The 13967-nt window shown below is 42.9% G+C and carries 11 protein-coding genes; 5 read left to right on the forward strand and 6 right to left on the reverse strand.

The genetic code is table 11. The features are described from left to right. Positions 1-27: 27 nt before the first annotated feature. Genes NI470_RS09560 through NI470_RS09570 form a run of 3 tightly spaced genes read right to left on the reverse strand, consistent with a single transcriptional unit; the run spans position 28 to position 4839 of the window. Entirely contained in the window at positions 28-426 is a 399-nt protein-coding gene (locus NI470_RS09560) for a lysozyme inhibitor LprI family protein (protein WP_222110670.1), read from the reverse strand. Beyond that, positions 410-1978, reverse strand: coding sequence for a pesticin C-terminus-like muramidase (locus tag NI470_RS09565; protein ID WP_253148275.1), 1569 nt, complete (start codon positions 1976-1978; stop codon positions 410-412). Before NI470_RS09565 ends, NI470_RS09560 begins: the two co-directional genes overlap by 17 nt. Then, the gene (locus NI470_RS09570; protein WP_253148276.1) at positions 1978-4839 is read right to left on the reverse strand and encodes a type VI secretion system Vgr family protein; all 2862 of its coding nucleotides are present in this window, start codon (positions 4837-4839) and stop codon (positions 1978-1980) included. Before NI470_RS09570 ends, NI470_RS09565 begins: the two co-directional genes overlap by 1 nt. Before the next feature lie 246 nt (positions 4840-5085). Between NI470_RS09570 and NI470_RS09575 the strand changes: the two genes are divergently transcribed. Further along, entirely contained in the window at positions 5086-6240 is a 1155-nt protein-coding gene (locus NI470_RS09575; RefSeq protein WP_253148293.1) for a methionine aminotransferase, read from the forward strand. Positions 6241-6368: 128 nt separating this feature from the next. Then, complete coding sequence (locus tag NI470_RS09580; RefSeq protein WP_253148277.1) at positions 6369-7733, forward strand: MATE family efflux transporter; 1365 nt, start codon at positions 6369-6371, stop codon at positions 7731-7733. Between the two features lie 114 nt (positions 7734-7847). Here the strand turns inward: NI470_RS09580 and NI470_RS09585 are convergent, their stop codons facing one another. Then, positions 7848-8696, reverse strand: coding sequence for an SDR family NAD(P)-dependent oxidoreductase (locus NI470_RS09585; RefSeq protein ID WP_071851262.1), 849 nt, complete (start codon positions 8694-8696; stop codon positions 7848-7850). 223 nt (positions 8697-8919) lie between these two features. Between NI470_RS09585 and NI470_RS09590 the strand changes: the two genes are divergently transcribed. The 3 genes from NI470_RS09590 to phoR all read left to right on the forward strand — a co-directional run bounded on the left by NI470_RS09590 (position 8920) and on the right by phoR (position 11941). Beyond that, positions 8920-9597: a TetR/AcrR family transcriptional regulator gene (locus tag NI470_RS09590; RefSeq protein ID WP_005264643.1), complete on the forward strand. Its 678-nt coding sequence runs from the start codon at positions 8920-8922 to the stop codon at positions 9595-9597. A 249-nt stretch (positions 9598-9846) separates the two neighbouring features. After that, a complete protein-coding gene (phoB, locus tag NI470_RS09595) occupies positions 9847-10557 on the forward strand; it encodes a phosphate regulon transcriptional regulator PhoB (RefSeq protein ID WP_004280972.1) in 711 nt (236 codons plus the stop codon). 25 nt (positions 10558-10582) lie between these two features. Further along, positions 10583-11941 (forward strand): phosphate regulon sensor histidine kinase PhoR, encoded by a 1359-nt coding sequence (phoR, locus tag NI470_RS09600; RefSeq protein ID WP_004732640.1) that lies wholly within the window; start codon positions 10583-10585, stop codon positions 11939-11941. Between the two features lie 48 nt (positions 11942-11989). On the opposite strand, the gene NI470_RS09605 is transcribed toward phoR, so the two are convergent. Continuing rightward, positions 11990-12640: a glutathione S-transferase family protein gene (locus tag NI470_RS09605; protein ID WP_005265446.1), complete on the reverse strand. Its 651-nt coding sequence runs from the start codon at positions 12638-12640 to the stop codon at positions 11990-11992. A gap of 160 nt (positions 12641-12800) precedes the next feature. Continuing rightward, positions 12801-13748 (reverse strand): pirin family protein, encoded by a 948-nt coding sequence (locus tag NI470_RS09610; RefSeq protein ID WP_253148278.1) that lies wholly within the window; start codon positions 13746-13748, stop codon positions 12801-12803. Between the last annotated feature and the right edge of the window lie 219 nt (positions 13749-13967).

Consider the following 13967-nt stretch of genomic DNA (forward strand, 5'->3'; position numbering starts at 1 on the left):
AAAAATAGCTGCTTTTCTATTTTTAAATTATTTATAATTTTTTATAAATCTAACTCTTTGATAATTTTCTTGAGCATAACAATCTATTAAATAAATCGGTGCTTCACGCCCTTCCTCTGCAGCTGCATATTCAGAGTTACATTTATTTTTTCTATTCTTTAACCACAATCTTTGACTCGCTAGTAATTTTTCTTTTTTGATTCCTTTTAATATTTTCATTCTTTTTCTATATTCTATATTTAATTTTTTATCTGACTCTAAATAACTTCTTGAAACACAATACATTAAATCCTCTTGCATAGGACTTCCTTCTTTACACTGTATTTTCAAAGCATCCTGATATAAAAAGTCTTCAGGAGACACTGCATAAGAGTTTAAAGAAATAAATAAAATATTCAGAATAAAAAGTTTACTTATAGCATTCACATTTTAATCCTTTTTCAAAAATTTTTGCTTCATCTTCCCGTCTAGCCTGTAATCCTCTATTAGCTTTTGTAGTCCATAGTCGTTTCATACTTCTTAAGAATAAAGGAACCTTTTTTCCATTCTTTTTAAGATCATCTTGAATTTCTTTCATTTCTTTACGACGATCTCCTTTCAAACCTATATATCTGTTATATACAAGCGATAAAATAGCTCCTTGGCAATGAGGATGATATTTTAAAATATCTGGATAAACTTTTAATGTATCCTCCGCATACCTTTTTTTTACTATCATCACCATCTGATAAGCTTTATCTTTATTTATAATAATATCAGAAAGGCTGTTTACTAATGCTTGTGCTGCCAAACCTCTTTTTCCTTGAGCTTTTAATAAACGTTGAATTTGACTCGAAGTATAATAAAAATTTAAATCCTTTTTAATTTGCTCAAGACTTTGATGTCCTAAATCGTAACCATATCCTAATGTTACACCACTTTTACCATCTTTTCCCTTACTAGGTACATAAGGTTTAGATTCGTATTTCTCCCATTTTAAAATTGAATCAAGAGATTCTTTTGAAATAACCATTGTTCCTAAAGAAGTTTCAAAAGTATATGTTTCTACGATACATTCTGCTGTACAGAGTTTCTCTATATTCTTATCTAGGGTCGGCTTATTCTGTTCGGTACCACCCTTAATAATATCTACATCTAATTTCAATTTTATGGAATCTTCTTTAATCCTTTTTACCACATGAGTTTTCGGTTCCAAGGGATTACCATCAGGTTTAAATACCGTGATCTGTATTTTTTCCCCAATCATACTTGGAAATGAAAATTTCCCATTAGAGGTATTTGAAATTTTTGTTATCTTATTTCCCAAATAAAGTATTTCGATCTTTGTATTTTCAACGATATAACTATTTCCTTCTCTATCTAGAAGTTGGATATTTGATTCACTTTTAAAGTTTTCATAGGGTTCATCTAGTTTAATTATTTTTGGTATTTGAGAGCCATGCTCAGAGTTAACAGCACCTTTTAGAGCAAACTCATCATTTGAAGTCAAAACTAGAATTTCAATATCTCGATTAGGTGAAGATACCACCTCTACAATGCCTTGCTCATTGGTATGACGTTCAAATGAACTTTGTTTTCCTTTAGGGCGAGATTTTACCGGGAAACTCGTTAATATTTTCTCATTGCAGTCTATTATTTTAAATAAAGTCGTAACTATACCTTTTGTAGTAGGCATCACTTTTTCTTTATGATACTCCTCTATACTTTTAGGCAAGGATACTTTTACAGGATTCTTTCTAGAAGAAATGATTGAAGAATCAATCGTTTTAATAACGATATAATCTTCCACATTAGGTGGCTTAGCTAAAATTTCCACAGTTCGATTTGGTGAACCCTGAAATATAAATAAACCATCTTTATCTGTTTTATTTGTATTTTCTCTCGATGAACCTTTATAGCGTGATTTAACTTTTAAATTAATGACATATTTTCCTGAAGCATCATAAATTTTTGATGTTATGGTAACTAAATTGCTCATCATTCGACATCCTCTTCAGTATATACATCATCCTCTAAATCCCTTTCTTCTATCTCATTCAATAGTTCATCAATACTTTCATTATCTAAGTCTTGAATGAGATGAGTTTGTAAAGAATTAAATCCTAAAGCCACGAAATCTGTGGGTTGAGAGGTATAGAATCTTAAAGTACTTAATTGATTATTTTCATTTAATACAGACTTCTTAGTTTTAATTAAGTTCCCATCCAACTTATTTAGAATAAAAATTTCTTTTTCTCCTGCAGACTGGTTAGTCCACTGATAGTTAATTTTATTACTGAATAATGTTTTCATTTTTGGAAGATTTATTTTTTGTTCAATAATATTTTGACCTTTCGTAAACAGATGCTGCCCTGCCTTACACTCAAATTTCCCACCAGTTGTGACCATTACTCCACCACCATTGATCTTAATTTGAGACCCTCCAGCGGTCAGTACGATCTCCTTCGGACTGGTGATTTCGATCTTGTCTTCAGTCGAAATAAGCTTGATTACCTTGCGGGCAATCGCTTCAATTGCATCATCTTGGGCTTGTATTTCAATTTTGCCTTGAGCTGCATAGACACTTACGCCTTCTTGAGCAGCGAACAAACTGATCCGGTCCTGTGCATGAGCAACTAAAGATTTCTGTGTGGAAAAATGAATATTGTCCCCGGCACTCTGATTGATTTGCTGATCAGCGGATAAATGGATATTTTCCTTTGTGCTCAGTGCAATCGATTGGGGTGCGGTTAACAGCATCACCGCCTGTTTAAATGCAGTAGCTTTGCCCCGGTCTTCAGCTTCAATCTGATTCAGAAACTGTTTTAAACTATCAAAAAATTCCAATGGATCAGCCTGCTGTTTTTCTGCAATATCACTCAAGGCTTTACTATGATTGAGATTCGATTCAAGCTGTTCTTTGGCTGGGTCAGCCTCTAGGTGATTGCCTGCTGCTGAATCTTGTCGATAAGTGGAAATCAGCAAGCCGTTTCCTGCTCGTAGGGCACCCCACTGGTCTGTCCTTAGTTCAAAACCTTCACCTCGACCTTCACTGCTTTCACTTTCTTTGGGGTGACTTAGATTTCCCAGATTGAGCTGACTGGCTGCATGACTACTTTGCAGCTGTACACTGATCTGTTCAGGGGTATCATCAAAACGAAGCTGGTTAAAACCTTCGCCATCGACCTCCTGAGAACGGATACCACTAAGTTTTTTGGTCGCAGGAAGTTCTCCTTTCGCATCAAACATGGTCGGATACCGTTCTGCTTCATGAATCCGTCCCACCACAAAGGGCCGGTCGATATCACCTTCAAAGAAGTCAATCACTACAATTTCGCCAATTCGCGGATGCAACCTGATGCCATAACCCTCACCCGCCCAAGGGGTCAAAACATCCACCCAAGCAGAATCGCTATCATTGTCATTGCTACCTGCGCCGCCATCATGCTGATGATCCTCACTCCGGGTAAACAGAAAACGAACTTTCACCCGCCCCCATGCATCGACATGAATCGTTTCACCTTCAGGTCCGACCACTCGAGCCCGTTGCGGATATGCAGCAGGCCGATGAATGAAGGGGTGGTACTCAGGAACAACCTGGATTTCACGGCGCACCATCTGTAGTTCATTGGCCTGTCGTTCCTCCTGTGTCATCTGCCAGCCGCTCTTCTCAAGCAAACTATCCAGCTGAGATAAGATATCTTTGGGTAAATTGTTCTGGTTATAAAACCGCTTAGCTAAAATCAGAAATTCACGTTGATGGGCAGGATGCTGATCAATTTCAGGATGCTGTTGCAGTTCAAACCAGTATCCAACCTGAGCATCTCGTACGCTGCTACTGGCTTTAAAATATTTAGACTGCAAAGCATGATAGTCACTGAGCTGCTGATTGAGTCGATCCAGTTGGGCTATACCAGATGCTGTCACCTGATCCTCATGATTTAAGTCGCCGGTCCAAGCCGGACTGATGTTCCACGCATCTTCAAGCTGAAGAGTGGCATTTGCATGGATATCACTTTGCTGATGATTACTGAATAAAGGCTGGCTTTGATCCTGGGCAAGTTGCTGGGCATGCCAACGCTGGGTCTGGGTACTATTCGGATTGAGCTGACGTACCGCAATCAGACTGTTCAGCGTGTCAAGCTGTTCGGTGGCATGACTGCGATGAAACCGGATGGAGCGGCGTTTTAAAGCTGAAAAATATTGGGAATGATCTACCAGTTTTAAAAGCTGATCTTGAATCTCGCTGGCTGATACAGGCACAGTTAATTGCCTTTCATCAATCAGCCAGTTAATTCCTTCGCTACGCCATAAACGGGTCAGAAAATCATAATCCGATTCATTCGACTGCATTACAAAAGGTCGGACATCATAGTCCCGGCTGAGTCCTGTCAAATCCAGGCTGAGACTGGCCGCGAATAATACACTTCTGTTTTGCCATTCACTGAACAGGATTTCACTGATCTCGCGCACCGTCTTATTCATAAAAACCCGACTGTTACGGCGCTTCTGCCAGAGTGCAGTCGGATCATTTAGCGTCAATTTATACAGGGTCAAAGCTCCATCATTCTGCCCTTGACTGGCTGCAGTAATAATGCCCGTAGTCCGGAAAAGTTCACCCCGGTCTGTGACCTGATCAATGGCCACCCGACAGCCGATAAACTGTTTCAAGGCAATATGAGCATGAGTGGAAAGACAGATCAGTTCAGCCTGCAGGCCTTGATTGATCTGATGCTGACCCTCAATACGCTGAATCAAAACCTGATGATTTAAAGGAGGATGTGAAAACTGTAAATGTAGCGCACGATGCTGTCGCTTAAGCCCGAGCTGCTCCACCAGCATATGGATAGGTTTTGGCATTTTATAGTTATAATTTTAAGCTTTATTATTGTGCGGCAGATTTTAGGAAAAGTTATCCATTTCGTCAAGTTCACGATGCATTTCACATAATTAGGTCTTTAATTTATGGCCCTTCAATTAAAAATCTTAAATTGCATGTGGTACATCTTAATTAAAAATATTGCTCAATATTCCCTATTTTTCCGATTATCCTATACGGAACTTGCTGCTACACTCATTCAGATCTCATTCTTCAAGGCCAAGGACATGCTGGAACTCCCTTCTAAATTACCCGATTTGGGCGTGACCATTTTTAGTACCATGTCGGCCTTGGCACAAAAACTCGGAGCCTTGAATCTTTCTCAAGGATTTCCAGACTTTGCAGCGCCTCCTGCCTTGATTGAAGCTTTAAACCGGGCTAGCCAGAATGGATTTAACCAGTACGCTCCGGGAGATGGTCTGCCAGTCTTGCGAGGTCTAGTGGCAGATCTCTATCAGCAGCGTGATCAACTGATGATTGATCCTTTCGAGGAAATCACGATTACGCCTGGGGCCACGATTGCGATTTTTTGTGCCATTCAGGCCACAGTGCGCGCCGGTGAAGAAGTAATTATTTTCGACCCGAGCTATGACAGTTATGGCCCTGCGGTACAACTGGTCGGGGCAAAGCCAGTGCATATTGCTTTGCAGCATCCTGATTTTTCTGTGGACTGGAATCAGGTCAAAGATACCATTAATGACCGTACCCGCATGATTGTGGTAAATACTCCACATAATCCGAGTGGTAGTGTCTGGTCCAAGGCAGACTGGCAGCAACTGATCGAGCTGATTCGCGAGCGCAATATTGTGGTGCTGTCCGATGAAGTCTACGAACATCTGGTTTTTGACGGCGTTCAGCACTATTCGGCCTGGTCATTTCCAGAACTTCGCAAGCGTAGCTTCGTGATTGGTTCTTTTGGTAAAACCTTCCATGTCACGGGCTGGAAAACCGGATTTTGTATTGCTGCACCGGCACTGATGAGAATGTTCAGACAGATTTATCAGTTTGCCAGCTTCTGCGGTGTAACACCCGTTCAGGTCGCTTTGGCGGAATATATGCAACTGCATCCTGAGCATATACGCGAACTGTCCCAGTTTTATCAAAACAAACGGGATTTATTTAACTCATCCATTAAAACATCACGCTTTAAGTGGACACCTTCTCAAGGGACTTATTTTCAGAACTTAGATTATTCGGAGATTCGCCCTGAGCTTGATGATCTGTCCATGTGTCATTTTCTGGCAGAACAACATGGGATTGTCGCGATTCCAGTCTCCGCGTTCTACCAGCACCCTCCTGCCGATTTACGTCTGCTCAGGTTCTGCTTTGCAAAAAAAGAACAAACTCTGATCCAGGCAGGTCAAATTCTTTCAAAGGTTTAACTCATTTTTTAACTAAAAATCTCATAAAATAAATGCCTTAGTTACTTAAAAGCTAAGGCTTTTTCTTATATTCTGCCGAATAATAGCTGCATCAATAAATAGATGATAATTCAATCACAGGATGTCGCATGGCACAGCACTCACTGATTCATCAACAGAATTTATGGAAAGCCTTTCTGGTATTTCTGTTGCCATTAATTGCGACCAATATCCTGCAAAGTCTCTCCGGCACGATCAATACGGTTTTTGTGGGACAAATGCTTGGGGTCAATGCGATTGCTGCTGTTGCCGTTTTTTTTCCGATCCTGTTTTGTCTGATGGCTTTTGTGATTGGTTTGTCCGCCGGTTCTACCGTATTGATTGGCCAGGCTTGGGGTGGAAAAAATATAAAAAAAGTCCGCTGTGTGGTTGGTTCAACTTTATTTATGACCTTGATTGGCGGCAGCTTAATTGCGCTTCTCGGGGTAATTTTTGCTGAGAATATTCTCTTGGCACTCGGCACAGATCCAGATGTGATGCATTTATCCTTGCCCTATGTGCAATGGATGCTAGCGGGTAGTCCCTTAATTTTTATCTATATTATTTATACCTCGATTTTGCGCGGCGTTGGCGACAGTACCACGCCCCTGTTCGCTTCCGCACTTACCATTGGGGTGGGTTTGGTGGTGACACCAGTACTAATTGCTGGTTATTTTGGCTTTCCTAAAATGGGCATTATCTCGCCGGCGATTGCCACCATTCTGGGAAATCTGGCGGTCCTGTTGTTTCTAATCCTGTATTTAAATTATAGGCAGCATCCGCTCAAACTCGACTGGGCCTTATTAAAAAATATTCGTCATCAACCACAGTTAAGCAGAATGATCTTGAAACTGGGGGTTCCTACTGGTGTGCAAATGGTCACCACTTCAGTTGCCGGACTGGTAATTGTCGGACTGGTCAACCGCTATGGTGCAGAAGCAACAGCGGCCTATGGCGCGGTCAATCAGGTCTTAAATTATATTCAATTTCCCGCTTTGTCGATTGCAATTGCCGCATCTGTATTTGGTGCGCAAGCGATTGGCGCAGGTAAATCAGATCTGCTCAATAAAGTTACCCGGACTGCGCTGAGTATGAATATCCTGTTTACCGGCGGTCTGGTTATTCTGGCCTATCTGTTCTCCAAATATCTGATGACGCTGTTTATTACCGATCCTAAGGTTGTAGTACTGGGACAACAACTGCTGTTTATTGTGCTGTGGTCAATTTTGTTTTTTGGCGCCAGTGCCATTTTTGCTTCAATCATGCGCTCGAGTGGTACGGTGACCGTGCCAATGTTGATCAACATTTTTGCCATTCTCTGTATTGAAGTTCCCGCCGCTTATCTTTTTAGTCAGTGGTGGGGCCTGGAAGGTATCTGGTATGCCTATGCATTGGCCTTTGTCAGCCTGTGTATTTTGCAGGGACTGTATTATCAGTTTGTCTGGAAGAAAAAAACGGTTGAAGCGTTGATTTAGATGCAAGGTTTTATGTACCTAGAAGTATTACAGTAGCTAACACTCTTAGTCGCAAAAAATAGACCCTATTACAGCGATAAAAAACCCGCTTTCGCGGGTCTGTTCTGCAATTTTTTAAGCAGATTTTTTCTTCTTTTTGCCAAACTGGGTCGCCAGTGCAGTGACATGCTGATAACCGGTTGGTAAAATCCGCTGAATCAGGTCAATTGCTTTAGCATCATTACCGATCAGCAGACGGCGCTTGTCTTTTTGTACCGCCTCCAGAATTTGACGAGCGGCTTCTGCAGGTGGACAACGCAATAATTTATTAAAATTACGGGCCGATTTTTCCGGATTCATACCTAAAGTTAGCAGACTGTTATTCATTTTTGCTGCATTGGCAATGTTGGTACGGATACCCCCCGGATGCACACAGAGCGCACTGACTCCGCAGTTTTCCATGTCCAGTTCCTGACGCAGGGATTCAGTAAAGCCACGTACTGCAAATTTGGTTGCGTTATAAGCAGACTGGGTCGGTTGAGCAGTCAGACCAAACAGGCTGGAAATATTGATGATATGGCCATCGCCAGTTTTCTTGATCAAAGGTAAGAATTCTTTGGTACCGTAAACCACGCCCCAGAAATTGATTCCGACAATCCATTCCAGTTCTTCATAAGATGCCCCTTCAACGGTTGAACCCAGTGCAACGCCGGCATTGTTAAAGATCATATTGACACTGCCATGATCCTGTTCCACCTGTGCCGCCCAGCTACGTACCTGTTCTAATTCAGCCACGTTCACTTTTTGAATCGTGATACGAACATCAGTCCCTTGGAGTAATTCCACGGTTTGCGCCAGACCCTGTTCATTGATATCACTCAGCGCCAAGTGACAACCCTGCTGAGCCAGTAATACTGCCAGTTGCTGGCCAATACCCGAACCTGCACCGGTAATCGCAGCGACTTTATTTTTAAAATTTTTCATTCAATTTCCTTATGTAAACCACTGCCCTTCCATGACAGCAGGATCTTGTTCTGTTGTTTCAGGAGTTAGCACAGATCCTCAATATAGTTTTGACAATATAGATTGTCAATAATTATCCCATGTCCTTAGAGGCCAAATTTCAAGGCAGAATTTCCATATAGGTCTAAGCGTGATTTATTGCTAAGATATTCAAAATCTTCATGCAGATGAGCACATAGGCCTTATGACTGATTCAACCGACTCAGCAGCAAAATCACGCCCCTCCAAGAGCAAGGAACGTCAGTTTAAAGGCCTGTCGATGGCTGAAAGGCAGCAGGCACGTCGTGAAAAGCTGATCGAAGCGGGGATTGAAGCCTATGGCCGTCACGGCTTTTTTTCAGTTACGGTCAAAGATATCTGCAATGAAGCCAAGCTGACCGAACGTTATTTTTACGAATCTTTCAAGAAAAGCGAACATCTGTTTCAGACCATTTTCTTAAAACTGATTGATGAGCTGCAACAGAATGTCATGCAGGCCATGATGCAGGCCTCCACCGATCCAAAAAAAATGATCGAGGCGGGTCTGACCGCTTTGCTCACTACCCTGCGTGACAATCCACGTATGGCCAGGATCATTTATATTGATGCCATGCTGGTGCAGGAACTGCATAATCAGGCCACTATTCATGAAACCATGTCACGTTTCGACCGCATGATTCATGCCTTTGTCATGTTGATGATGCCGCAATTAAATCGCAGTGAGCAGGAAATTTCCCTGGTTTCGACCGGTTTGAATGGCTATGTCACCCAAATTGCTATTCGTTGGGTGATGAGCGGTTTTAAGCATTCGCTTGAGGAAGTTTTATCGTCTTGTAGTGTGGTTTTTTTGGCGCTGCTCGAGTCATATTCAGAGAAAAAATAGATGTTAAATCATGTGTTTAATAGATTTCTATCTCTTCTGTAGTAAATGAAATCTTTATGCTGTACTACGAAAATGAGTAAAATTAATTTATGATTTTTTAACAAGTTTCCGCGCTATATTTGTCACAAATCTTTTCCAATTTCAGCAGTTTTTCCCTTTCTGCAATGATACTGTCATAATTAGTCTTTGTAATAAGCCTGTCATAAATATAAAACGGTTCACCGTTTACATGAAATAGGGTATTGCGTTGTGAAAGATGACTACATATTAATCGTCGATGACGAGCTCCCGATTCGGGAAATGATCCATACCTCTCTGGATATGGCCGGTTTTCAGTGCTTACAGGCAGAAGATGCCAAGCAGGCGCATCAGATGATTGTGGATCAGCGTCCGGCACTGATTTTGCTGGACTGGATGATGCCGGGTGGTGTCAGCGGTGTAGATCTGTGTCGTCGTCTGAAACGTGATGAAAGCCTCTCGGAAATTCCGGTGATCATGCTCACAGCGCGCGGTGAAGAAGACCATAAGGTACAAGGTCTGGATGCCGGTGCCGATGACTACATGACCAAGCCATTCTCGACTAGGGAACTGGTCTCCCGGATTAAGGCGGTGCTTCGCCGCGCCAATGCCCTGAGCGGTGAAAAAACCATTGATGCCAATGGTCTGATTCTGGATCCGGTCAGCCAGCGGGTGAATTTTGGCAATAACATTCTGGAAATGGGGCCGACTGAATACCGTTTGCTGGCATTCTTTATGACCCATCCGGAACGTGCCTATACCCGTGCGCAATTGCTGGATCAGGTGTGGGGCGGTAACGTTTATATTGAAGACCGGACCATCGACGTGCATATCCGCCGTTTGCGTAAAGTGCTGGAACCTTATGGTGTAGACCGTTTTGTACAGACCGTTCGCGGAACAGGCTATCGCTTTTCGACCCGTTCAGATGTCGCTTTAGGTTAATATCTTTTAAGGTAAATCTTGTTTTATGTATGAACCCTACCCTGTCCCCGAACTGGCACGCGAACACAAAAGAATCCGTTACAGCAGTTTATGGGATTTTGCGAAGCAGGATTTACGCCTACTGGCTTTTTTCCTAATTATCGCCAGCTTTATCGGTTTTGGGATTGGGTATTTCTGGATTTGTATCGTAATTGCCTTCGTGGCATTCTTTGCGACCCAAATGCGTTCCTTATATCTGGTCAATGAATGGATTTCCAATCGCCCTTATGATGTTCCACCGAATATTGGCGGGATTTGGGGTGCGCTACTTTTCAATGTTTATCGCGCCCAACGTCAGGAACGGATTGTTCAGGCGGAAATGGTCGAACTGATTGATCGTGCACAATCTTCGCTGGTGGCCTTGCAAGAAGCTGTGGTGCTGCTTGATGAAAACCAGCAGATTGAATGGTGGAATCCGGCGGCTGAACGTCTGCTCGGAATCTCCAGTGATGACCGTCGCCGTAATATCCTGACCTTGTTACGCCAACCGAGCTTTATCGAATACTATCACCATATTGATGAATCTCCCGACGGCCTGAAAATGCGTTCTTCGCTGTTTGAAGACCACTATGTGCAGGTTAAAATGACCCGTTTTGGCGGAGAAAGTCGGGTACTGGTCGCTTATGATGTGACCCGGATGCACAATCTGGAACAGATGCGAAAGGATTTCGTCGACAATATTTCCCATGAACTGCGCACTCCTTTGACCGTACTCAGTGGCTATATTGAAACCTTTACCGATCAGGAAGATATCAATCCACGCTGGAAACGCGCTTTTGATCAGATGCAGTCGCAAACCCGACGCATGAATGCCCTGGTCAACGACCTGCTGCTGCTGTCACGTCTGGAAAATGATAAAAATATTGCCAAAAACCAGATCATTGAAATGCCAAGTCTGATGAACCAGCTATTCGATGATGCCCAGGCCTATAATATTGATTATGGTCATACCCTGAATCTGGACATTGACAGTCATTGCGATCTGATCGGTTCAGATATGGAACTGGCCAGCGCCTTTAGCAACCTGATTACCAATGCCATCAAGTATACGCCTAAAGGCGGCACCATCACCATCGGCTGGCATGATGACGGTGAATCGGCCTATTTTGTGGTGCAAGATAACGGCATCGGTATTGATCCCAAGCATCTGCCACGTCTGACCGAGCGTTTTTACCGCATCGATTCAGACCGCAGCCGTCGTACTGGCGGTACCGGTTTGGGATTGGCAATTGTTAAACATGTACTCATGCAGCATCAGGCACATCTGGAAATTGAGTCCAAGGAAAACCAAGGTTCCACGTTTAAGGTAGTTTTCCCCAAAGAACGTCTCAGCTTTCCGGACTAATCTCACAAAATCAAAAAAGGTACCATCGGCACCTTTTCTTTTAAGCGTTTAAGAGCTGATCTGTTTTTCTTTGGACAGTGCACGCGCATAGGCAGCACGTTGCGACACCCGTTTAAGATAGGCTTGAATCGCTGGATAGCTTTGACCCGTCCGGCTCTGCATGGCCTCCAAAGGAAAACTCATCTGAATATCGGCAAAACTGAAATGCCCGGCAAAATAATCATGCTCACTCAAATAGCTTTCCAGAAACTGGATATGATCTTTTAAACGGCTCTGTACAAATTGCTTTTTCACCCCATCACAGATTTTCTTGGCCACAGGTCGAATCAGCAAAGGCGTATGTTTAGGCACTGTGGTCATTACCAGTTGCATCACCAGCAGCGGCATTAACGAGCCTTCCGCATAATGCATCCAGTAACGGTACTGGGCCTTGTCGGCAATATCTTCTGGGCGAAACTGCTGCTTTTCATCATAAGTTTCCTGCAAATATTCTAGGATCGCCGCAGATTCTGCCAGTACCTGACCCTGATCGACCAGAATCGGGGCTTTGCCCAACGGATGGATCTGTTTTAAGGCCGGTGGCGCAGAAAGGTTGGGCTGACGTTTATAGTATTTAACCTCGTAATCCAGTCCTAATTCTTCCATGGCCCACAGGATACGAAATGATCGTGATTGTTCGAGATGATGTAAAACACGCATATTAGACTCATGATTTTATTGTTTTTGCCCACTGAGCATAGCAAAAAGCAGCAGACTCTAGCTCATTTTTTGATGACTGTAATGATATGTATCCTATGTTGCAGATTCATTATTTGAGTTCAACTCAGACAGCGTTCCATATTCCCATCATTTTTAACATTTATCGGGAAGCCCGCATCTGGTCTGGAAGTGCGGGCGCTTCTAAACGTGGTCCATCATAGGCAGGAATGGAACCAAAACGTTCATGACCTTTAATCCATTGTTCCCGCGCAATTTTAAGTTCCTCTGTCGTGCGCCCGACCAAATTCCACCACAGTAAAATCGGGCTTTCAAATGGCTCCCCACCAATCAATAGCAGCCGGCTCCCGGCATGAACTTCAGCATTGACCTGCTGTAAGCCGGGCTCCAGGATCAGCATATTATCTTCATTTAGTTCATGCCCATTTATACTGGCCGTCCCCTCAAGCACCATAAAGCCATATTCAAATTTCGGATTCAGAGGCAAGCGCGCACTAGTACTTTGAGCTGCATACAGGTCTACTCCGAGTAGTTCGCTATGTACTTTAACCGGTGATCTCGTTTTTAAATATTCTCCGACCAGCACGGTAAATTCAATGCCTTGCTCATTGACGACCGGCAATTCAGGATAATGTTCAAAACTTGGTGCCATATTGATCTTGTCATCCGGCAAGGCAATCCATAACTGTGCTGCATGCATATGTGTCTCACTTTCAGGAGAGACTTCGGTATGTGAAATGCCATAACCCGAGGTCATCAGATTGACCTGCTTGGGACGAATCAACTGCTGATTTCCCAGACTGTCATTGTGCATCATGCTGCCTTCGATCATCCATGTAAAGGTCTGCAGACCAATGTGCGGATGTGGTCCGATATCCAGACCATCTCCTTGCGGGAAAATGGCCGGACCCGCATGATCCAGAAAACACCAGGCACCAATCATGCGCTTATGCCGGCTCGGCAAGGCGCGTTTAATCACGGTACCCTGCCCGATTTCTGCACGACGCAAAGGAAACTCCTGAATAAACTGATTCACATACTTTTCACAATCATCGGAATTCGACAGTTCAATATCACTATTATTCGACATGGCTGAGCTTACCTCGGCATTTTCATTCTACTTTTTGAGTGGGTGAGACATGCATTTGACCGATTCAAGATGCCTTTCTATTCAGGACAATGTACAGGGTCTATAAGCAAAATCTATCCCTGGAAATATTTAGATACGTATAAAACGCCTCACTAGTCCCATCAATTTAAATCCTGAAAGGCTGATGAGATTTGTATGCAAAGCCCCCAAACTTGAGTT

Source organism: Acinetobacter lwoffii (assembly GCF_024129115.1).
GTDB lineage: Bacteria > Pseudomonadota > Gammaproteobacteria > Pseudomonadales > Moraxellaceae > Acinetobacter > Acinetobacter lwoffii_T.

What these genes read in the sequence shown, in the direction of transcription:
- NI470_RS09565 (WP_253148275.1), bottom strand. Translation starts at nt 1,978, where the DNA reads ATGAGCAATTTAGTTACCATAACATCAAAAATTTATGATGCTTCAGGA.
- NI470_RS09610 (WP_253148278.1), bottom strand. Translation starts at nt 13,748, where the DNA reads ATGTCGAATAATAGTGATATTGAACTGTCGAATTCCGATGATTGTGAA.
- NI470_RS09585 (WP_071851262.1), bottom strand. Translation starts at nt 8,696, where the DNA reads ATGAAAAATTTTAAAAATAAAGTCGCTGCGATTACCGGTGCAGGTTCG.
- NI470_RS09590 (WP_005264643.1), top strand. Translation starts at nt 8,920, where the DNA reads ATGACTGATTCAACCGACTCAGCAGCAAAATCACGCCCCTCCAAGAGC.
- NI470_RS09575 (WP_253148293.1), top strand. Translation starts at nt 5,086, where the DNA reads ATGCTGGAACTCCCTTCTAAATTACCCGATTTGGGCGTGACCATTTTT.
- NI470_RS09580 (WP_253148277.1), top strand. Translation starts at nt 6,369, where the DNA reads ATGGCACAGCACTCACTGATTCATCAACAGAATTTATGGAAAGCCTTT.
- NI470_RS09605 (WP_005265446.1), bottom strand. Translation starts at nt 12,640, where the DNA reads ATGCGTGTTTTACATCATCTCGAACAATCACGATCATTTCGTATCCTG.
- phoR (WP_004732640.1), top strand. Translation starts at nt 10,583, where the DNA reads ATGTATGAACCCTACCCTGTCCCCGAACTGGCACGCGAACACAAAAGA.
- NI470_RS09570 (WP_253148276.1), bottom strand. Translation starts at nt 4,839, where the DNA reads ATGCCAAAACCTATCCATATGCTGGTGGAGCAGCTCGGGCTTAAGCGA.